Annotated in this window: 24 protein-coding genes and 1 tRNA gene; 15 read left to right on the top strand and 10 right to left on the bottom strand. The window is 67.6% G+C overall.

Annotated elements, in window-relative coordinates:
• Positions 1–55 precede the first annotated feature (55 nt).
• From ACFQZV_RS11025 to ACFQZV_RS10990, 8 genes are read left to right on the top strand one after another with little or no spacing between them, the layout of a single operon-like run.
• Positions 56–940, top strand: a complete 885-nt coding sequence (locus ACFQZV_RS11025; RefSeq protein WP_378749494.1) for a ParA family protein — start codon at positions 56–58, stop codon at positions 938–940.
• Positions 924–1,775 carry a segregation and condensation protein A gene (locus ACFQZV_RS11020; RefSeq protein ID WP_378749492.1) on the top strand — a complete coding sequence of 284 codons (852 nt, stop codon included), beginning with the start codon at positions 924–926 and terminating at the stop codon, positions 1,773–1,775. The genes ACFQZV_RS11025 and ACFQZV_RS11020 overlap by 17 nt, the downstream gene beginning before the upstream one ends.
• Positions 1,765–2,361: an SMC-Scp complex subunit ScpB gene (gene scpB / locus ACFQZV_RS11015; RefSeq protein WP_378749490.1), complete on the top strand. Its 597-nt coding sequence runs from the start codon at positions 1,765–1,767 to the stop codon at positions 2,359–2,361. Before ACFQZV_RS11020 ends, scpB begins: the two co-directional genes overlap by 11 nt.
• The gene (locus ACFQZV_RS11010; protein WP_378749488.1) at positions 2,361–3,143 is read left to right on the top strand and encodes a pseudouridine synthase; all 783 of its coding nucleotides are present in this window, start codon (positions 2,361–2,363) and stop codon (positions 3,141–3,143) included. Before scpB ends, ACFQZV_RS11010 begins: the two co-directional genes overlap by 1 nt.
• The gene (locus tag ACFQZV_RS11005; protein ID WP_378749486.1) at positions 3,140–4,273 is read left to right on the top strand and encodes a prephenate dehydrogenase; all 1,134 of its coding nucleotides are present in this window, start codon (positions 3,140–3,142) and stop codon (positions 4,271–4,273) included. Before ACFQZV_RS11010 ends, ACFQZV_RS11005 begins: the two co-directional genes overlap by 4 nt.
• On the top strand, positions 4,266–4,970 hold the full coding sequence (gene cmk / locus ACFQZV_RS11000; protein ID WP_378749484.1) for a (d)CMP kinase: 705 nt from the start codon (positions 4,266–4,268) through the stop codon (positions 4,968–4,970). Before ACFQZV_RS11005 ends, cmk begins: the two co-directional genes overlap by 8 nt.
• Positions 4,960–6,483 carry a ribosome biogenesis GTPase Der gene (der, locus tag ACFQZV_RS10995; RefSeq protein ID WP_378749482.1) on the top strand — a complete coding sequence of 508 codons (1,524 nt, stop codon included), beginning with the start codon at positions 4,960–4,962 and terminating at the stop codon, positions 6,481–6,483. The genes cmk and der overlap by 11 nt, the downstream gene beginning before the upstream one ends.
• Before the next feature lie 47 nt (positions 6,484–6,530).
• Entirely contained in the window at positions 6,531–7,433 is a 903-nt protein-coding gene (locus ACFQZV_RS10990; RefSeq protein WP_378749480.1) for an NUDIX domain-containing protein, read from the top strand.
• 10 nt (positions 7,434–7,443) lie between these two features.
• Here the strand turns inward: ACFQZV_RS10990 and ACFQZV_RS10985 are convergent, their stop codons facing one another.
• Positions 7,444–7,800 carry an RNA-binding S4 domain-containing protein gene (locus tag ACFQZV_RS10985; protein WP_378749478.1) on the bottom strand — a complete coding sequence of 119 codons (357 nt, stop codon included), beginning with the start codon at positions 7,798–7,800 and terminating at the stop codon, positions 7,444–7,446.
• Positions 7,797–8,471 (bottom strand): lysoplasmalogenase, encoded by a 675-nt coding sequence (locus ACFQZV_RS10980; protein WP_378749476.1) that lies wholly within the window; start codon positions 8,469–8,471, stop codon positions 7,797–7,799. Before ACFQZV_RS10980 ends, ACFQZV_RS10985 begins: the two co-directional genes overlap by 4 nt.
• Before the next feature lie 304 nt (positions 8,472–8,775).
• Between ACFQZV_RS10980 and ACFQZV_RS10975 the strand changes: the two genes are divergently transcribed.
• Positions 8,776–8,849, top strand: a tRNA-Pro gene (locus ACFQZV_RS10975).
• Between the two features lie 153 nt (positions 8,850–9,002).
• On the opposite strand, the gene ACFQZV_RS10970 is transcribed toward ACFQZV_RS10975, so the two are convergent.
• Positions 9,003–9,839, bottom strand: coding sequence for a CPBP family intramembrane glutamic endopeptidase (locus ACFQZV_RS10970; protein WP_378749474.1), 837 nt, complete (start codon positions 9,837–9,839; stop codon positions 9,003–9,005).
• A gap of 87 nt (positions 9,840–9,926) precedes the next feature.
• Between ACFQZV_RS10970 and ACFQZV_RS10965 the strand changes: the two genes are divergently transcribed.
• A complete protein-coding gene (locus tag ACFQZV_RS10965) occupies positions 9,927–10,913 on the top strand; it encodes an aldo/keto reductase (RefSeq protein WP_378749472.1) in 987 nt (328 codons plus the stop codon).
• 12 nt (positions 10,914–10,925) lie between these two features.
• Here ACFQZV_RS10965 and ACFQZV_RS10960 read toward each other — a convergent pair whose 3' ends face one another.
• Positions 10,926–11,552: a hypothetical protein gene (locus ACFQZV_RS10960; RefSeq protein ID WP_378749470.1), complete on the bottom strand. Its 627-nt coding sequence runs from the start codon at positions 11,550–11,552 to the stop codon at positions 10,926–10,928.
• Between the two features lie 73 nt (positions 11,553–11,625).
• On the opposite strand from ACFQZV_RS10960, the gene ACFQZV_RS10955 reads away from it, so the two are divergent.
• Entirely contained in the window at positions 11,626–12,639 is a 1,014-nt protein-coding gene (locus ACFQZV_RS10955; RefSeq protein WP_378749468.1) for a helix-turn-helix transcriptional regulator, read from the top strand.
• 34 nt (positions 12,640–12,673) lie between these two features.
• Here ACFQZV_RS10955 and ACFQZV_RS10950 read toward each other — a convergent pair whose 3' ends face one another.
• The 6 genes from ACFQZV_RS10950 to ACFQZV_RS10925 form a co-directional block, all read right to left on the bottom strand.
• On the bottom strand, positions 12,674–13,525 hold the full coding sequence (locus ACFQZV_RS10950; RefSeq protein WP_378749466.1) for a MerR family transcriptional regulator: 852 nt from the start codon (positions 13,523–13,525) through the stop codon (positions 12,674–12,676).
• Between the two features lie 126 nt (positions 13,526–13,651).
• Positions 13,652–13,924 (bottom strand): DUF1905 domain-containing protein, encoded by a 273-nt coding sequence (locus ACFQZV_RS10945; protein ID WP_378749464.1) that lies wholly within the window; start codon positions 13,922–13,924, stop codon positions 13,652–13,654.
• 82 nt (positions 13,925–14,006) lie between these two features.
• Positions 14,007–14,546: a hypothetical protein gene (locus tag ACFQZV_RS10940; protein ID WP_378749462.1), complete on the bottom strand. Its 540-nt coding sequence runs from the start codon at positions 14,544–14,546 to the stop codon at positions 14,007–14,009.
• A gap of 95 nt (positions 14,547–14,641) precedes the next feature.
• Complete coding sequence (locus ACFQZV_RS10935) at positions 14,642–15,157, bottom strand: DUF2165 family protein (RefSeq protein ID WP_378749460.1); 516 nt, start codon at positions 15,155–15,157, stop codon at positions 14,642–14,644.
• Positions 15,154–15,342 (bottom strand): DUF4177 domain-containing protein, encoded by a 189-nt coding sequence (locus tag ACFQZV_RS10930; protein WP_378749458.1) that lies wholly within the window; start codon positions 15,340–15,342, stop codon positions 15,154–15,156. Before ACFQZV_RS10930 ends, ACFQZV_RS10935 begins: the two co-directional genes overlap by 4 nt.
• Before the next feature lie 139 nt (positions 15,343–15,481).
• Positions 15,482–15,874: an HsmA family protein gene (locus ACFQZV_RS10925; RefSeq protein WP_378749456.1), complete on the bottom strand. Its 393-nt coding sequence runs from the start codon at positions 15,872–15,874 to the stop codon at positions 15,482–15,484.
• Positions 15,875–15,982: 108 nt separating this feature from the next.
• Here ACFQZV_RS10925 and ACFQZV_RS10920 point away from each other — a divergent pair, with 108 nt between their 5' ends.
• The 4 genes from ACFQZV_RS10920 to ACFQZV_RS10905 all read left to right on the top strand — a co-directional run bounded on the left by ACFQZV_RS10920 (position 15,983) and on the right by ACFQZV_RS10905 (position 18,186).
• Entirely contained in the window at positions 15,983–16,327 is a 345-nt protein-coding gene (locus ACFQZV_RS10920; protein ID WP_378749454.1) for a nuclear transport factor 2 family protein, read from the top strand.
• Positions 16,328–16,431: 104 nt separating this feature from the next.
• Positions 16,432–16,710, top strand: coding sequence for a hypothetical protein (locus ACFQZV_RS10915; RefSeq protein ID WP_378749452.1), 279 nt, complete (start codon positions 16,432–16,434; stop codon positions 16,708–16,710).
• A 62-nt stretch (positions 16,711–16,772) separates the two neighbouring features.
• Positions 16,773–17,558: a glycosyltransferase gene (locus ACFQZV_RS10910; RefSeq protein WP_378749450.1), complete on the top strand. Its 786-nt coding sequence runs from the start codon at positions 16,773–16,775 to the stop codon at positions 17,556–17,558.
• A gap of 121 nt (positions 17,559–17,679) precedes the next feature.
• Positions 17,680–18,186 (top strand): prepilin peptidase, encoded by a 507-nt coding sequence (locus ACFQZV_RS10905; RefSeq protein ID WP_378749448.1) that lies wholly within the window; start codon positions 17,680–17,682, stop codon positions 18,184–18,186.
• Positions 18,187–18,214 lie beyond the last annotated feature (28 nt).

Raw genomic sequence — 18,214 nt, 5'->3', positions numbered from 1 at the left:
TTTCCCGCCGTGGCGGTGAATAGAATCGATCGAGCATTCGACGTCAGGAGAGTCAGTGGCCCGCAACACGCAGGACGCGAAGAAGGCGTCAGAGGACGAGACGCCGATCGGCCCCACCGGGCGGCCGTATCACGGCTTCGCGACGCCCCCGAAGCTCGACCGGCACGGCCCGGCGCGCATCATCGCGCTGTGCAACCAGAAAGGCGGGGTCGGCAAGACCACTACGACGATCAACCTCGCCGCCTCGCTCGCGTCGTACGGGCGCAAGGTGCTCGCCGTGGATTTCGACCCGCAGGGGGCTCTTTCTGCCGGCCTCGGCATTCCCACCCACGACATCACCACCGTGTACGACCTGCTGCTGGACACCAAGCGCGATCCGCATGACGCGATCGTGCACACCCGCGTGGAGAACCTCGACGTCGTCCCCGCCAACATCGACCTCTCGGCAGCCGAGGTGCACCTCGTCAACGAGGTCGCCCGCGAAACGATCCTCGCTCGGGTGCTGCGCAAGGTGAGCGACGAGTACGACGTCATCCTCATCGACTGCCAACCCTCGCTGGGCCTCCTCACCGTCAACGCGCTGACGGCGAGCCACGGTGTGATCATCCCGCTCGAGTGCGAATTCTTCGCCCTGCGTGGTGTCGCGCTCCTGATCGAGACCATCGACAAAGTTCGTGACCGTCTCAATCCGACGATCACGCTCGACGGTGTGCTCGCGACCATGTACGACCCCCGCACGTTGCACTCGCGCGAGGTGCTCGAGCGGGTCGTCGATGCGTTCGGCGACGATGTGCTCGAGACGGTCATCGGCCGCACAGTCAAGTTCCCCGACGCCTCGGTGTCAGGAATGCCCATCACCGAGTTCGCGCCCGAGCACGCCGCGGCGCAGGCGTACCTGCGGCTGGCGCGAGAACTGGTCGCCCGTGGCGCCGTCGCCTGAGACACCTCCCGATCCCGCGGCATCGGTGACCGATGCGGCGTCGCCCGCCGAGGATGCCGGATTCCGCGTCACGCTCGGCGTGTTCGACGGACCGTTCGACCTCTTGCTGTCACTGCTGGCGAAGCACGAGCTCGATATCACCGAGGTCGCACTCTCGCGCGTGACCTCGGAGTTCCTCGCGTACCTTCGCGATCTCGACGGCGACGAGGAGCTGGATGAAGCATCCGAATTCCTGGTCGTCGCAGCGACCCTCCTCGACATGAAGGTCGCCGGTCTCTTGCCGCAGGGGGAGCTCGTCGACGGTGAGGCCGTCGCGCTCCTCGAGGCGCGCGATCTGCTTTTCGCCCGCCTCCTGCAGTACCGCGCGTTCAAGGAGGTCTCGGGCTGGTTCTCGACCCGACTCGCAGCCGAAGACCGCCGACACAGTCGCACCGTCCGGCTCGAGGAGAAGTTCCGGCGTGCCGTTCCGGAGCTCGTGTGGACGCTCTCGCTCGATGACTTCGCGGCCCTGGCACTGTTGGCGATGACGCCGAAGTCGTTGCCGCACGTGGGTCTTGACCACCTGCACGCACCGCTGGTCAGCATCCGTGAGCAAGCGGCCGTCGTCGTGACCCTGCTGCGCGACGCCGGTTCGCTGACCTTCCGCGAGCTGGTCGCCGGAGTGGGCCAGCAGGGTGTGGTGGTTGCGCGCTTCTTATCGGTGCTGGAGCTGTATCGTCATGGCGCGATCGGATTCGATCAGATCGAGCCGCTGGGTGAGCTGACCCTGCGGTGGACGGCCGAACGGTGGTCGGATGAGAACCTTGCGACCTTGGGAGCGGACTATGACCGATGAGACGGATGATGCGACCCAGCCGTCGTCGACGATGTCGGTCGCGCGCCGGCTGGAGGCGATCCTTCTCGTCGTCGACGAACCGCAGAGCCTGGTGAGTCTCGCCGCCGCCGTGGCCGCACCCGTGGCGGCGGTTCGCCAGGCGGTCGACGCGCTCGTCGAAGACTATGACGGCCGGGCAGGCGGACCTCGGAGAGGGTTCGAGCTGCGCGAGGTCGGGGGAGGATGGCGCCTGTACGTCCGTGCCGAACACGATGATCTCGTCAGCGACTTCGTCAACGCGCAGGCGCCGTCGCGGCTGTCGCAGGCCGCCCTCGAGACCCTCGCCGTCATCGCGTACAAGCAACCCGTGACGCGCGGCCAAGTGGCCTCGATCCGTGCGGTGAACGTCGATTCGGTGGTGCGCACGCTGCTGGCACGCGGGCTCATCACCGAACTGTTCGCGGATGCCGAGACCGGCGCGATCAACTACGGCACGACCGATGCGCTCCTGGTGAACCTCGGCATCAACTCCTTGGACGAACTGCCGCCGATCTCACCTCTGCTCGATGACGGAGCCGAGGGTTTCGCGGGGGAGGGAGGCCGCTGATGGCAGATGTCGAGGGCGTGAGATTGCAGAAGGTGCTGGCCAACGCGGGTGTCGCCTCACGCCGGGTCGCCGAGCAACTGATCGTCGACGGACGTGTGCGTGTGAACGGGTCGGTCGTGGTCGAACTCGGGTCGCGTATCGACCCGGAGTCGGACCTCGTCGACGTCGACGGCGTCGCGGTACAACTGGACCAGTCCAAGCGGTACGTGATGCTCAACAAGCCGACCGGAGTCGTCAGTTCGATGCGCGACGAGCGCGGGCGTCCTGATCTGCGTCGCTTCACTCGGGACTGGCCGGAGCGGCTCTACAACGTGGGTCGGTTGGATGCCGAGACCAGCGGACTGCTCCTGCTCACCAACGACGGCAGTCTCGCCCACGTCCTGGCGCATCCCTCGTTCGGCGTCACCAAGGTCTACATCGCGAAGGTCGACGGTCGGGTGGCGCCGCAGACGATCGCCCGACTGACGAAGGGCCTCGATCTCGAGGACGGGCCGATCGCCGCGGACAAGGCGCGCCTGCTGGACGCCGGGGCCGAGCATTCGCTCGTCGAACTCACGTTGCACTCGGGGCGCAACCGAATCGTCCGCCGGATGATGGCGAAGGTGGGGCATCCGGTCGTCGAACTCGTACGCCGTCAGTTCGGGCCTCTTCACCTGGGAACTCTCCCGGCGGGGAAGGCACGCGAGTTGACTAAGGTTGAGAGGGGTGCGCTGCTCACGCTGTCGCGAAGCGCGCCGCAGCCGGACGGGGAGGACCCCGCAGGGGACCAGGAGACCGAGTGAGCGATTCCACCGCCGCACCAGCGCGCGCGTCGTCGACGCTCGCATCACGCGTGCACGGCACCGTGCGCATCGTCGGCACCGGCCTGCTCGGGGCCAGTATCGGGCACGCGTTGCGCGCACGCGGTGTCGACGTCGCGCTCGCCGACACGTCGCCCGCCCAGCTGCGCCTCGCGATCGACTACGGCGCCGGCCGCGCCGCGCGCGACGACGACATGCCGACGCTGATCGTCGTTGCGGTTCCCCCGGACGTCACCGCCGACGTCATCGAACGAGAACTCGCCGCGTACCCCGGAGCGGTCGTCACCGACGTCGCGAGTGTGAAGCTCGAGCCCCTCACCGACCTGCGCACCCGAGGCGTCGACCTCACCCACTACATCGGATCACACCCGATGGCGGGGCGGGAACGCGGGGGAGCGATCTCAGCGCGCGCCGACATCTTCATCGGGCGCCCCTGGGTCGTCTGCCGTGACGGCGAGACACCGGCATCCGATCTCGCCCTCGTTGAGGGACTCGCACTGGATCTCGGCGCGATGCCGATCGAGATGACGCCCGAGGAGCACGATCAAGCCGTTGCGCTTGTGTCCCACGTGCCGCAGATCGTCGCGAGCGTCCTCGCCGGACGATTCATCGACGCGCCCGACGAGTCGCTCCGGTTGGCGGGTCAAGGGGTGCGCGACACGACGCGCATCGCAGCATCCGCGCCGGAACTGTGGGTACAGATCCTCGATGCCAACGCCGCTCCTGTCGTGGACGTGCTCGACAAGCTCGCCGACGACCTCAGCGCGGTCGCCCGCGCGCTGCGCGATCCCGAGACTCCGGGCGCACGCCGCGCGGTCGCCGAGGCGATCTTGCGCGGCAACGAAGGCGTCGAGCGACTGCCCGGAAAGCACGGCCAGAATCGGCGCTTCGAGCAGGTCGTCGTCATGGTCGACGACACCTCGGGCCAGCTCGGTCGACTGTTCGGCGACCTCGGTGACCTCGACGTCAATGTCGAGGACCTGCGTCTCGAGCACTCACCCGGAGCACAGTTCGGCCTCGCCGAGATCAGCGTTGCGCCCGGTGTGATGCACCGCGCGATCGACGGGTTGCAGGATCGCGGATGGAAGATTGCGAGCACCACGAATGACTGACGCACCGGTGACACCGATGATCGTCGCGATCGACGGGCCGGCCGGCAGCGGCAAGTCCAGCGTGTCGCGCCGCGTGGCCCGCGCACTGGGATTCGGCTATCTCGATACGGGAGCCGCGTACCGCGCATTGGCCTGGCACGCGCTGCAACACGAGATCGACACGTCCGACTCGGTCGCGGTACTCGAAGTGGCCGGCGACTTCGACCTCGGGATCGCCCTGGATCCCGACGACCAGCGTGTACGTGTCGGGGCGGTCGACGCCACCGAGGCGATCCGTACACCCGATGTATCCGACGCCGTCAGCGGCGTCGCGCGGGTGCCCGCGATGCGCCAGGCGATCAATGCGATGTTCCGCACCCTCGTGCAGGACTCCGGGCGCCGCGGTGTCATCGTCGAAGGGCGCGACATCACGACGGTCGTCTTTCCCGACGCGCCCGCGCGCATCCTTCTCACCGCCGCGCCCGAGGTTCGCGCCGCGCGCCGCGCGGCCGAACTGTCGGAGCACGACGCCGCAGATATCGCGGCGTCGATGCAGCGGCGTGACGCATCCGATTCGACCGTCGTCGACTTCTTGACCGCCGCACCCGGCGTCACCATCGTCGATTCGACCGACCTGGATCTCGACGCAACCGTGGAAGCCGTGCTCGCCGTCGTGCGCGCGACCGATCCGCAGGCAGGAGCAGACAATGGCCACTGACGAAGAGTTCGACGCAGGCCCCGACAACATCGAAGAGACCCTCGCCGGACTCGACGAGGACCTCGCCGAAAAGCGCGCCGACGCCCTGCGCGCGGGCCTGGCCGATTACGAGCTCGACGACGAGGACGCCGCGCTCCTGGCAGGGGTCACCCTCGGCGAAGACGGTATCGAGTTCCTGCCGGCGCTTCCGGTCGTCGCGATCGTCGGACGCCCGAACGTCGGCAAGTCGGCGCTGGTGAACCGCATCCTCGGACGACGTGAAGCGGTCGTCGAAGACACCCCTGGCGTCACGCGCGACCGTGTGACCTACAAGGCCGAGTGGATGGAGCGGAGGTTCTCGCTCGTCGACACCGGCGGATGGGAGCCGGATGCGAAGGGCATCGACCGCTCCGTCGCCGCGCAGGCCGAGGTGGCGATCGACCTCGCCGATGTCGTGCTGTTCGTCGTCGACGCCATGGTGGGCGCGACCTCGACCGATGAGCACGTCGTCAAGCTCTTGCGCAAGAGCGGCAAGCCGGTGTTCTTGGTCGCGAACAAGATCGACGACGCGCGCCAGGAGCCCGAGGCGGCGGCGCTGTGGAACCTCGGGCTCGGAGAGCCGCACCCGGTTTCGGCGATCCACGGTCGAGGCGTCGCAGACCTCCTCGATGCCGTGGTGAAGGTGATGCCCGATGTGTCGGCCGTCGCCAAGCACGAAATCGGCGGACCTCGCCGCGTCGCGATCCTCGGGCGGCCGAACGTCGGCAAGTCGTCGTTGCTGAACAAGGCTGCCGGTGAAGAACGCGTGGTCGTCAATGAGCTGGCCGGGACGACTCGTGACCCTGTCGACGAGATCGTCGAGATCGGCGGGCGCATGTGGCGCTTCGTCGATACTGCCGGTATCCGGCGCCGCGTGCACCTGCAGCAGGGGGCGGACTTCTACGCGTCGCTGCGTACCTCGGCGGCGTTGGAGAAGGCTGAGGTCGCCGTTGTCGTGCTCGACGTGAGCCACACGATCAGCGAGCAGGACGTGCGAATCATCGATCTCGTCCTCGAATCGGGGCGCGCGCTCGTCTTGGCGTTCAACAAGTGGGACCGCCTCAACGACGACGATATGGAGAACTCCGACCGGCGGCGTTACCTGGAACGTGAGATCGAGCAGGACCTCGCGCACGTCGCCTGGGCGCCGCGCGTCAACATCTCGGCTCGCACCGGCCGTCATCTCGAGAAGCTCGTGCCGGCGCTCGAGACGGCCTTGACGTCCTGGGACCAGCGAATTCCGACGGGCAAGTTCAACGCGTTCCTGTCCGAACTGGTGGCCGAACACCCGCACCCGGTTCGCGGTGGCAAGCAACCACGCATCCTGTTCGGCACCCAGGCGTCGACGCGGCCGCCGACTTTCGTGCTGTTCACCACTGGGTTCCTCGACCCGGGTTACCGCCGTTTCATCCAGCGGCGTCTGCGTGAGATCTGGGGGTTCGAAGGGACCCCGATCATCACGAACATGCGGGTGCGCGAGCGCCGCCAGCGGTAGTCGGGTGGTGTCTCACCTCGTCGCGAGCCGTGTGACAGGCTGGATCCGTGACGATCGAACCCCCGGCCTTCGATGAGCCTCGGCGCCCGCGCGGACCCCGAGATCCGGGTGATGCGTGGGTCGTCGCGCCCACCGGGGAGCGCTATTGGGGTCGATACGGCGCTGCCGGCTTGCTCGCCGTGGACCCCGATCGGGGGGTGCTGCTGCAACACCGCGTGTCGTGGAGCCACCACGGCGACACCTGGGCGCTGCCGGGAGGTGCGCGGCACGAGGGCGAGTCGGCCGTGGACGGTGCCCTGCGCGAGGCCCAAGAAGAGGCAGGTGTTCCGGACGGTGCGACCCGGCCTCGGCTGATGCAGGTGCTCGACCTGGGCTACTGGAGTTATGCGACGCTCGTCGCGGACGTCGTGGAGCCGTTCGAGGCGATGATCACCGACCCGGAGAGCCGCGCACTGGCGTGGGTGCCGGTGACGGAGGTCGATGACCGACCGCTGCACCCCGGCTTCGCCGCCTCGTGGCCCGGGTTGCGCGCCCTGTTGGACGTACACCCGCTGGTGGTCGTGGATGCCGCCAACGTGGTCGGGTCGGTGCCTGATGGGTGGTGGCGCGACCGTGCGGGTGCGGCCACCCGTTTGGTGTCTCGCATCGAGGCGTTGAGTGCCGTGGGCATGGATGGTGCGCTGCTCGGACGAGCGGGCGACACGTGGTTCCCCGAGTGGAGTGTCGTGGTCGAGGGGGCGGCCCGCGGACTCGACGCGACGGCGCGCGACAGCGTGGATGTCGTGTCGGCACCGGCATCCGGTGATGATCAGATTGTCGACACGGTGCGCGACGCGCGGGCACATGGCCGCGAGGTGACCGTCGTGACGAGCGATCGTGGCTTGGTCGAGAGAGTGACGGATGCCGGGGCCTCCGCCCGCGGAGCGCGCTGGCTACTCGATCTGCTGTAGCGCAGTGGGGTCAACGGCCGCGGAGACGGTCGATCTCGCGTCTCTCGCGTTTGGTCGGGCGCCCGGCCCCGCGATCGCGCTGGGCGACGAGGGGAGCGGGATCGCGTGGGGGAGTGCGGTCTTCCATCGCCTCGGCGGCGAGGGGCGCGCTGACGCGTTTCGTGATCGTCGCGCGCACGACGAGGTGTCTGTCGAACCCGGCGATGCGCACGCGAATTTCGTCACCGGGGCGCACCGGCTGGGCGGCTTTGGCCCGCTCGCCGTTGACCCTGATGTGTCCGGCTCGGCAGGCGGTGGTCGCAACGCTGCGGGTCTTGTAGACGCGCACGGCCCACAGCCAGGCGTCGACGCGAGCGGTGCCGCTCATCTCGTGAGCTCCGCTCTCGCGGAAATCCGCCGCCGGACGGTGGCGACCACTCCGGCGGCGATGAGGCCCTGGCCGAGGGTGTACGTGAGCATCACGAGGGGGCTCGTCCATCCGGGCATCGCCTCGGGCAGGAACAGTCGGAACGCGAGGACCGAGTCGGAGGTGAGGAAGAAGACTCCGCCCCACAGGACGAGCGGATGGCAGCGGGCCGCGGCGGCCGCGGTGCCTCCGAGGACGAGACCGTACGCGGCGACCGCGATCGCGAGCCCGCCGAGGTGCGGCCAGAGGACGGCAAGAAGGGCACCCCACCAGAGCGCGTACACGAGCGTCCACGCAGGGAGAGGGCGGAGGGCCAGGCGCCGCCAGAAAAGCCAGATGTAGACGAGGTGCGCGAGCCCGAACCACAGCAGCATCAGTGGCACGGTCGGGCCCCACGGGAAGAACGTCCCTGCGCCGTCTCCCAGCCAGGACAGCACGATCGCCACGATGAGGAGTGTGATGTCGGGCGTTCGGCCTGTGCCGCGCGCCGCCCAGAGTGCGCCCGCCGCGAGACATGGCATGAGGAGGAGCTTCGTGGGCGCGGCGACGGCTTCCGCGCCGAGCATGAGCGCGACGACATGCACGATCGAGACGACGATGTACGGCGTGAATCCGATCCAGATTCGGGTCATGATCCTCCTCGGTGAGCCGCCACCCATCGTCGCATGCGCGCGAGAAGGGGGATGAGGGGCCGGCCTGGTGCACGTCCGATGTCGCCGGGCTCGTCTGGATCTTTGATGCTCGTCGTGCGCTGCGGCGTCGTCGTGTGACTCGGGCTATCTGCGACGCCTTGGCGCAGAGAACAAATGTACGACTAGCCTCCGACGCTATGGTGAAAGTGCGGTGAGTCAGCCACGCTCTCGCCCGCGGACGTGGTTAGCGAGAGCATTGAGGAACGGGTAGAGTAGGGGAGTTGTCCGCGCGCGGACGACGAACCGGGATGTGGCGCAGCTTGGTAGCGCACTTGACTGGGGGTCAAGGGGTCGCAGGTTCAAATCCTGTCATCCCGACCGGAAGAATCCCCGGTGAGATCGAGAACGGTCTCGCCGGGGATTCGTATTGGTGCCCGGTGTTGACGCTCCTTCTCCTGTTGAGGGCGTTCCATCACGCGGGTCGAGGTTCCGAACGCGCTCCCGGTGCGATGCGCGCCTGATCCGCGAGGCTCAGGCAGGTCTGAATACGGGCAGGGTCTCGGTCGACGCCGCGAGGGCGGACGGTCGGATCAGCCAGAGCCCGTAGACGCCCAGCGCTGTGCAGACCGCCACGGTCACAGCCGCCGTTTGGAACGGGACGGCGATGTACGACACGTAGGGCGCGGTCGAGGCGGTGACGTTGAGTGTCATGTGCAGGAGCACGACGCTCCACAGGTTGCCGCTGCGCACGAAGACCGCCGCGAGAAAGATGCCGAGTGCTGTCGCCCATACGACCTTCGCGACGAGCAGGGTCCACGGCTGCCCGATCATTCCGGGGGCGTGCCCGAGACCGAAGACGACGCTCGAAACGAGAACTGCCCAGAGTATCGAGCGGTGGCTGTTCGAGAACGCACGGGTGAGCGCGGGGAGGACGATTCCCCGCAGGAAGGTCTCTTCGACAAGGGCGACCAATGTGTTGTACAGAACGACCCAGACGAAGAACGCTGCAAACGCATCGAGAGGATGCAACGGCGTCGATACGACGAGGTCGGCCGTCAAGAGTATCGCTGCCGAGACAAACGCGGGCCAGCCGAGAAGGAGCCCGCGCCCAAAGCCCTGCGCACGAAGCCCCATGGTCCACGTGGGGTAGAGGAGGCGCATCGCGAGGACGCAAAACGCGGTGACGATGAGCATGCCCCAGAGGATGGACGAGTTGGCGCCCAACAGCGGGAGCGGAATGAGCGCGAACGGGAGCGCGGTCACATAGATCGTGGCGGCGACGATCGCGATCAGCAGCGGCAGGGCGACAGGATGCGCAGCGGCGAACGAACGCACACCAGAACGAGGAACCTCTGGATCTGCGACCACGCGGGTGATCGTAGCCGACTAAACCGACGCGCTGCCGAGCACCGCGGTTCGGTGCTGGCATGCTGGGACGGAACGGGAAGGAACCCCATGGAGAAACGTGAACTCGGCCACACGGGTCGCACCGTCTCGGCGATCGGCCTCGGCACCTGGCAGCTGGGTGCGGAGTGGGGCGCGGTGTCGGATGCGGACGCGCAGGGTGTGCTGGCGACGTCCGCGTCGCACGGCGTGACGCTGTTCGACACGGCCGACGTGTACGGCGACGGACGCAGCGAGTCCTTCATCGGGAGGTTCCTCGCCACCGGCAGAGTCGAGGGGCTCACCGTTGCGACGAAGATGGGGCGTCGCGTCGCGCAGGAGTCGGCCAATTACACGATGGAGAACTTCCGCGCATGGACCATGCGCTCACGTCGCAACCTCGGTGCCGACACACTGGACCTGGTGCAGCTGCACTGCCCGCCCACCGAGGTCATCGCGGCAGATGAGACCTACGACGCCCTGGATGCCCTGGTCGCAGAACGCTCGATCGCCGCCTACGGTGTATCGGTCGAGACGTGCGAACAAGCCCTCCTTGCCATCGAGCATCCCGGCGTGACGAACGTACAGATCATCGTCAACCCGTTCCGGCTGAAGCCGCTGGACGAGGTGCTGCCCGCGGCATCCCGTGCCGGAGTCTCGATCTTCGCGCGCGTTCCACTTGCGTCGGGGCTGCTTTCAGGGCGCTACAGCGCGCAGACGACGTTCGCAGCAGACGACCACCGCACGTTCAATCGGAACGGTGAGGCGTTCGACGCGGGTGAGACGTTCTCGGGCGTCGACTACGCCGTCGGCCTTGAGGCTGTTCGCGAGCTCGACGACGCTGTGCCGAGCGGTGCGACCCTGCCGGCGGTGACGCTGGCCTGGATCGCCTCTCAGCCCGGCGTCACGAGCGTCATCCCCGGCGCACGCAACGCCGGTCAGGCTGCGGCCAATGCCGAAGCCGCCGCGCTCATCGGGACAGACCTCAGCAGCTTCGATGCGGCCGTGCGCGACGTGTACGACCGACTTCTGCGTGAGGCCATCCACCCGCGCTGGTGAACGGCCGCGGGCTCAGAACGCGTTCTGCAGTTCGCAGACGACCTCGGCGTCCACAGCCGTGCCGTCATCGAGGAAGCCGGCCAGACGCACCCGCACGATGTCGCGGCTGCCGTCTGCCGAGCGCGGTCCCAACTCGGTCAGCGTGTCGATGGTGCCGTCCGCCGACGGTCCGCCCACCCCGGCTGCGCCGGCGAGATCTCGGAAGGTGAACGTCTCCTCGTTCAGCGCGACGTAGTTCATGGCGCTGTCTTCGTGCGCCGCGATGTTGTCGATGCCGACGACGAGGACGATGTCTCCCTCGTTCAGATCGCCCACGTCCTCTCTGCCGTTCTCTCGGCTGATCTCGCAGTCGCCCGTGAAGTCGGGGAACTCCACGCCGTCGACGAACAGCGTCGCGTTTCCGACGTCGTCAGAGGTGTAGGCACCGGCCTCGGTCGTGACCGCATCGTCGTCACTCGCCTCCGCGCCCTCCGTACCGGCGTCCGTGACGGATGTCGGTTCGCCGACGGCCGGCTCCGAGTCCGCGCTCGGCGAGCATGCGGCCAGCCCCGCGGCCAGAGCGAGGGCGAGGCCCGCGACCCACGCACGTCGACCTCGACGAGCGGCGATGACGGTGGTGGCATGGCGCTGAGGCATCATGCAATCAAGGCTGATCGTCGCACGCCGACGGGGCAATACGTCTTTCGACGTAGGCGCCGGTAGTCTGGCCGCGATGGAGCTCAGCGACGCAGACGCACAAGCAGTCCTGCGCGTCGCGGGACGGCTCACCCAGCATCCGCCGCTGGATTTCGCAGAGGTCCTCGCCGCCGTGCGCGAAGAGATCGAGTGCGACAGTGCCTCCTTCAACGACATGGTCATGGCCTCGCGCGACTTCAGGTATGTGATGGTGCCGGCGACCGACAGTGCTCGCGCAGCACGACTCAAGCCCCACTACGACGCGTACTTCCATGAGCACCCGCTGATCGCCGCAGCCACGAACACAAGCGGGCTCGGCGCGATCCGTTTCTGCGATGTCGACGGAAGCGACGTCACCTCCACCGACCTGTTCCGCCAGTTCTACGGGCCCTTGAATGTGCGGTTCCAGCTGGTTGTCCAGCTCCCGTCGCCACCGGATGTCGTGGTCGGGTACGCCCTGAACCGAAGTGAGATGGCGGGAGAGTTCAGCGACCGTGACGTCGCCGTCCTCAACGCCTTGAGCGGGCATCTCGCCATGCACCATCGGGCGGCGCTCGACATCGAACGCACACGTCTCGTGAACGCCGAGTTGGATCGCCACGCGTGGGCCGTGGTCTCGGTTCGCTCCGACAGAATGATCGAGGCGTCATCATCCGAGCTGCTACCGGCAGGCGTTCGTGTGCCGGAGGCGCTGAAGCCCCTCGTCGGCGGCGACACGTCTCGACGAGACGTCACCCTCGGAACACAGCAGTGGGAGTGCATCGCACACCCCATCCCGTTCGGGCCCACGGTGCTCTTCCTGCGCCGACGCCACGACACCGAGGAAGATACCGCCAGACTCATCGCCGCGGGACTGACACCCCGGCAGGCGCAGACTCTCCTCGTGCTCGCGGGCACCGGCGGATCGAACAGCGAGCTGGCGGCAGACCTGGGGGTCTCCGAGGCAACCGTGAAAAAGCACCTGGAGTCGGTGTTCCGCGTGCTCTCGGTGACGAGCCGGACCGCCGCGATCGGGCGCCTGCGAGAACTGACCGAGACGTCGGCGCCCTGACACCGACGACACGTGGCCGCTTCGCGGCGCTGCGTCAGGCCACTCGCTCGACGGGCACCTGCAGCTCGGTCACCCAGTCGGGGCCAGGCTCGTGGCCGTCGGCCTCCAGGTACACCTCGCGACAGTCGCCGACGATGCGGTAGCCGTCGGCGACGACGCGCTCCATGAGCACGGCCCACGATCGGCCGATGCCGCTCATGTCGCCGCGGTGCAGCAGCGTCGCCATCGTGGGTGCTGCGGGCAGCGTCACCACGTCGTACCCGTCGCCGGGACGGGCGGGATCCTCCGCCGTGTACGACACGTGCACGGCCAGGTCGTCGGTGTCGTCGATCGGCTCGTACCAGAACACGCCCGGCTCGCCGAGCGGCCGGCCCGCCGCGCGAAGCGCGCCGTCGAGACGTGCGATCGTCGGGCCGACGACCGGCCCCACGTTTTCGGGGCCGCCGCCGGGTGCGACGACGCTGGTCGCGTAGACGGTGACGGCGTCGACGGGGCGATAGGTGACGGTGTCGGTCATGATCTCTGTTCCTTCCAGGATCCGGAGGCGCCGCTCCAGCTGTGCGAGCCGGGCGGAATCGTCGGCGACGGATGCCGCAAGCTCTGCACGTCGCTCGGCGAGAGTGTCGTACAGGGCGCGGTCGTCGTCGTCGTCGAGCGCGGCGGCGATGCGATCCAGTCCCACGCCGAATCCGCGCAGTTCGACGATCTGCAGCAGCCGCTGCAGTTGCGCGTTCGAGTACCGGCGGTACCCGCTGCGCTCATCGATCTGTGCGGGGGTGAGGAGCCCGATCGCGTCGTAGTGGCGCAGCATCCGCACGCTCACACGTCCGAAGGCGGCGAATTCTCCGATGGTGTACATGGTGGAGACCACGTTCGACCATGACACAGTGTGAGGGTCAAACGGAATACCGAACGAGTGTGGGATGGGTGTGTGCACGCACGTGCGACCCCGGCAGTCGTCGGAGGGTGATTTCACGTCAATGCTCCGCTCGGCGCGCGGGCGCCCCGCGGGCTATCGCTTCGTGATGGTCACATCGACGGTGTCGCCGATGCCCTTACCCAACACCTTGCGCGCTTTGGCGTTGAGCGAGACCATGTGGCCCCCGGTCCCCGTCACCATCGCGCCGACGTTCTCGAGCACGACGTCGTCGACCTGCGCATCCACTCGGACGGTCTTTCCGGTGCCGAAGAAGTCCGCGGAGTCGGGGATCTCGACACAGCTCCACATCTCGCCCTTGACCTCGACACCGATCGTCGCCCGGAAATTCACGTGTTCGGCCGCCATCTGCACAGTGTATGCGGCCGGTCATGGGCGCTGGGAGGTGGGGCGTCACTCCGGGTGCGGAGCGCCCCACGTCGGACGCACGTCACCTCAGAAGCGACTCGACGGCTGACACGCGTTCGTCCGGTGTGCCCGTGACCTCGGTGACGATGAGACGTTCGCCGACGATATCCCGGTCATCGAGAAGGTCGAGCAGCTCATCGTTCATCGCCGCACGCAACTCGGGGTGTTCGTCAGGCGGCACGTGGATGGCGTCACGGGCGGTCAGTGGCAGCACGACCAGCGCATCGACGGTGCGCATCGCCGCGGTGGTCCGGAAAGCGAGATCAGCGAGCATCCCGTCATCCAGCGGGCGACCCGTGAGACGTCCCGCAACGATCAGATAGGCGAGGAAATCCAGCGGTCCGCGCTCGGCGATGAGGTTGTCACCATGAGGCTCGGACGTCAGACGGTCAGCGGCGACTCCGAGCTGCGCCACGAAACTCGCGATCGAAACGGGTACGGCATCGGAATCGATGAACTCGAACGGGTCGGGGAGCACCGTGAATTCCGGATGCCGCAACGTGAAATCGGAGATGAGCGTGCTCTTGCCGCTGGCGTGGGTCCCGGAGACGACGATGCGCACACCGCGAGGATAGCCGCAACAGCACCGAACCACCCTCGGATACGCCACGGGGATCGGGCGTCCCGAAATGGATGCCCGATCCCCGCTGCCACGAGCTACTCGGCCTCGACACGCTCCTGCGAGCGGTCACCGAGGGCGAGCAGAATCGCGAAGCCCGCCCACAGGATTGCCAGCGGCATCGCGGTGTCCTTGCCGTTCCACGTCGGCGATTGCCACATGGCGAACCACTCGGAGCCGATGACAATGAATCCGATGAACCAGATCGCCAGACCCATCGCGTAGGCGCCGTAGCCCCAACCGCGGGCACGGTCGAACAACTCCGCGCCGGCGTTGCGGCGCAGGAAGAGCTTCACGCCACCGATCAGGCCGAGCGCCGCGAAGACGCCCTCGGCGACGATGATGCCGATGTAGCCGAGTGTCCACACCCACGGCTCGGTGATCGCGCGCCACATGAGCGCGTTGCCTTCGAACGTCGTGTCCATCGACAGCACGTGTTTCACGAACTGGTAGTTCGAGTCGTAATCCATGAGGTTGCCCATGAAGACGAAAAGGCCGTACAAACCGGCCGAGAAGAGCGTGAACGCCTGCAGGAGGCGAAGCGGTTGTTTCATTTCCTTACCTTTCTCGTGAACACGAGATCAATGTGTGGCTCGGCGTGGTCGGCAAAGGAGATCGCCTGAACGAACTCCCAACCACGCGTCGCCCGATCCCGAATCACGGATCGATAATCGTCGGCAAGCGAAGCCCCATCGCGATACCTCTGCACCGCGATGCTGACGAAGTCGTACTCGCGCAAACCAGAACCTCCTTGTTCGGGATCGATCGGGCTGAGGCCGTGGGAGTGGTCACCGACGGCCCTCGGTCCGGGGGCGGACCGCCACCCATCCTGGCATCTCGCCAGGGGCCGGGTGGGCGACCGACACGGTCCTCGCGCGTCATCCCGCCATCGAGCCGACGGCGCCGGCGATGTAGGGGATCAGCCAGATGGCCCAGACGACGATGCTGAACCGGTGGAAGGTGTGGATCTCGCGTGGACGGCCGCGAGCGAGCACGACGATCGCCCAGACCAGATGCACCGCCATCAAGAGGATGGCGAACGTCCCGGTCCACGCCATGAGCACGTTCGCTGCCGTGGCTTCGACGCCGGCATCGCGGCGCTCGCTCGCGATGCTGTTCATCAGGAGAGTGCCCGTGGTGTCGGCAGCGAGACCGAGCGCGAAGAACAGGACATGCCACCAGCGCAGAGTCTTCTGCAGGCGTTCTCCCCACACTCCGATCGTGTAGAAGACGAGCGCGAGTGTGATCGTGACGATTGCGAGGGGAAGCATCGGGCTGAGCCTAGCGCCCGTCCGGTGGCTGAAGCGCTACGATGGCCCGGGATCATGTGGGGACATGGTTCTGCCCGGGGCACCGGGCGACTCTGGGGAAGAGGTGCCATGAGCACGAACAACTCGATGCCCGACGTTCCGCCGCCGGTGCAGCGGTTCGTCGCGGCGATCAACGACGCCGACACAGAGAGGTTCGTCTCCGCGTTCGCGGAGGACGGGTTCGTCGACGACTGGGGCAGAAAGCTCACCGGACATGACGGCATCCGAGAATGGGCGGCGACCGATGCGATCGGCATGGGCGCGCAGATGACGATCCTCAGCGCTCACGTCAACGGCGACACCGTGACCACGACCTTCGCGTGGAAGAGCCGTCGATTCACCGGTGAGTCCACCGGAATCTTCGCGGTCCGCGGCGATGTGCTCGCCGGCTTCACGATCCCGCCCCACCACTGACGATGCCCGCGTCGATGAACGAGGCGACGACGCCCGCGACCACCGGCGGAAAGTTGTCCACAGGCCGCAGGAAACGCCGCGCGCGCCCTGCCTACACTGCGACGGTGGCGATGACTCCCGAGCAGCGCGATGCCCACCTGCGCGTGCGCCTTGCCACGCTCGAGACCGAGATCGCCGAACTCTCCCGCCAACGACTCGTGCGCCCAGGTCTGCAGGATGCGCGGTTGCATGCGAGGCAGAGCGACCTCGAGTCTGAAGCGGAACTCGTTCGCGTCGCGCTCGGGCACTCTGAGCCGGCGGCACCGGGCGCACAATGGGTGTGGTGGTTGGTCCTCACCGCCGCGGTGGGGGTCGTGATCGCGCTCGCCGTCGCGATGGACTGAGCCGAAGACGCGGCCTGTGGAGCGCGGGCGCGCGGATGCGGCGGAGCGGTATCGTGTGGCGCGTGTCCTCGTCTGCGCGTGTGACGGTCGTGATCCCGTGTCGCGACGATTCCGCGATGCTCGAGGAGTGTCTCTCCGCGTTGGCGGCGCAACGGCGTGCGCCCGACCGCATTGTGGTGGTCGACAACGCAAGCACCGATGACTCGGCGACGGTCGCGCGGCGCTTCGGTGTCGACGTCGTGCACGAGCCGATGGTGGGCATCTGGCCCGCGGCGGCGCGCGGGTACGACGAAGCGCGTTCCGGTGCCGACCTGATCGCACGGCTCGACGCGGATTCGCGGCCGCACCCGGATTGGGTCGAGCGTATCGAGCGCGCGTTCGCCTCGGACCCGCACTTGGGCGTTCTGACCGGAGGCGCCGAGTTCTACGGGGCCGGTCCGGTCGTTCGCTACCTCGGTGAGCGGTGGTACATCGGAGGCGGGCACTACTGGGTCAAGAAGGCCCTCGGCATACCGCTCGTCTTCGGCTCGAACTTCGCCATGCGAACCGGCACCTGGGATCGCGTGCGTGATCGTGTCGACCGCACGAACACGCGCATCCACGACGACCTCGACCTCACGATCCGTCTGCGGGTCTCGGACGGCGTTCGCTACGATCCGGCGCTGCGCATGCCTGTGTCGGCGCGCCCGTTCCACACTTCACGTGGCTTGTTGCGCCGCGTCTGGCGAGTTGTTCCCACCTTCGCGGCGAGCTGGCCGGAGGGAGCCCGCTGGAACCGCGACGTCGACGGTGGCGTGCCCGCGGCGGTGTGGAACGACGACGAACTCTCGCCCGGGTGGGGGAGATGACGTGGTCGTTACCTGATCGTGAGGCGCGGCTCTTGACCGAAGATGAGAGACCTCTCATGATCGGTGGTGGGGAAGGTACACCGCACTGGGGCTCGCCGGTGCCATACCCGAAGGGCGCGGCGTGACTGCGGTCGACCTCGTGCTCAGCGCCGCGTTCATCGCGTTCGCGGCGCTGAGCATCACCCTCGCCGTGATCGACATCCGCACGCATCGGTTGCCCAACGCCATCGTGTTGCCCGCCTACCCGGTCACTCTCGTCGTCCTCACCGTGTGCTGCTTGCTCGGCGAGGATTGGGGTCGCCTGGCGCGGGGGCTGATCGGAGCGCTCGCTCTGTTCGTCTTCTACCTCGCGCTCCGGCTGATGAGCCCGCGCGGCATGGGCGGGGGAGACGTCAAGCTGGCGGGTCTGCTCGGACTGCTGCTCGCCTGGGTGGGCTGGACCGCCCTGGCCGTCGGCACACTTGCCGGATTCGTGCTCGGTGGACTCTACGGAATCGGACTGCTCGCGGCTCGTCGCGCCGATCGCCGCACCGCCATCCCCTTCGGTCCGTGGATGCTCGCGGGGGCGTGGATCGGGATCGCGGTCGCCGTGTGGTCGGGCGATCCACTCTTGTCAAGCGTCCGCTGATCTGGGCGTGTCGTCGCTAGCGTGGACG

The sequence above is a fragment of the Microbacterium koreense genome, from assembly GCF_042677105.1.
Lineage (GTDB): Bacteria > Actinomycetota > Actinomycetes > Actinomycetales > Microbacteriaceae > Microbacterium > Microbacterium koreense.
This window is presented reverse-complemented; position numbering and strand designations above follow the sequence as displayed.

Bases quoted from the DNA above. Each gene is read 5' to 3' on its own strand.
- scpB (WP_378749490.1), top strand. From the start codon at position 1,765: ATGACCGATGAGACGGATGATGCGACCCAGCCGTCGTCGACGATGTCG.
- cmk (WP_378749484.1), top strand. From the start codon at position 4,266: ATGACTGACGCACCGGTGACACCGATGATCGTCGCGATCGACGGGCCG.
- ACFQZV_RS10985 (WP_378749478.1), bottom strand. From the start codon at position 7,800: ATGAGCGGCACCGCTCGCGTCGACGCCTGGCTGTGGGCCGTGCGCGTC.
- ACFQZV_RS10945 (WP_378749464.1), bottom strand. From the start codon at position 13,924: ATGGCGGCCGAACACGTGAATTTCCGGGCGACGATCGGTGTCGAGGTC.
- ACFQZV_RS10925 (WP_378749456.1), bottom strand. From the start codon at position 15,874: ATGCTTCCCCTCGCAATCGTCACGATCACACTCGCGCTCGTCTTCTAC.
- ACFQZV_RS10935 (WP_378749460.1), bottom strand. From the start codon at position 15,157: ATGAAACAACCGCTTCGCCTCCTGCAGGCGTTCACGCTCTTCTCGGCC.
- ACFQZV_RS11010 (WP_378749488.1), top strand. From the start codon at position 2,361: ATGGCAGATGTCGAGGGCGTGAGATTGCAGAAGGTGCTGGCCAACGCG.
- ACFQZV_RS10960 (WP_378749470.1), bottom strand. From the start codon at position 11,552: ATGATGCCTCAGCGCCATGCCACCACCGTCATCGCCGCTCGTCGAGGT.
- ACFQZV_RS10980 (WP_378749476.1), bottom strand. From the start codon at position 8,471: ATGACCCGAATCTGGATCGGATTCACGCCGTACATCGTCGTCTCGATC.
- der (WP_378749482.1), top strand. From the start codon at position 4,960: ATGGCCACTGACGAAGAGTTCGACGCAGGCCCCGACAACATCGAAGAG.
- ACFQZV_RS10955 (WP_378749468.1), top strand. From the start codon at position 11,626: ATGGAGCTCAGCGACGCAGACGCACAAGCAGTCCTGCGCGTCGCGGGA.
- ACFQZV_RS10965 (WP_378749472.1), top strand. From the start codon at position 9,927: ATGGAGAAACGTGAACTCGGCCACACGGGTCGCACCGTCTCGGCGATC.
- ACFQZV_RS10920 (WP_378749454.1), top strand. From the start codon at position 15,983: ATGAGCACGAACAACTCGATGCCCGACGTTCCGCCGCCGGTGCAGCGG.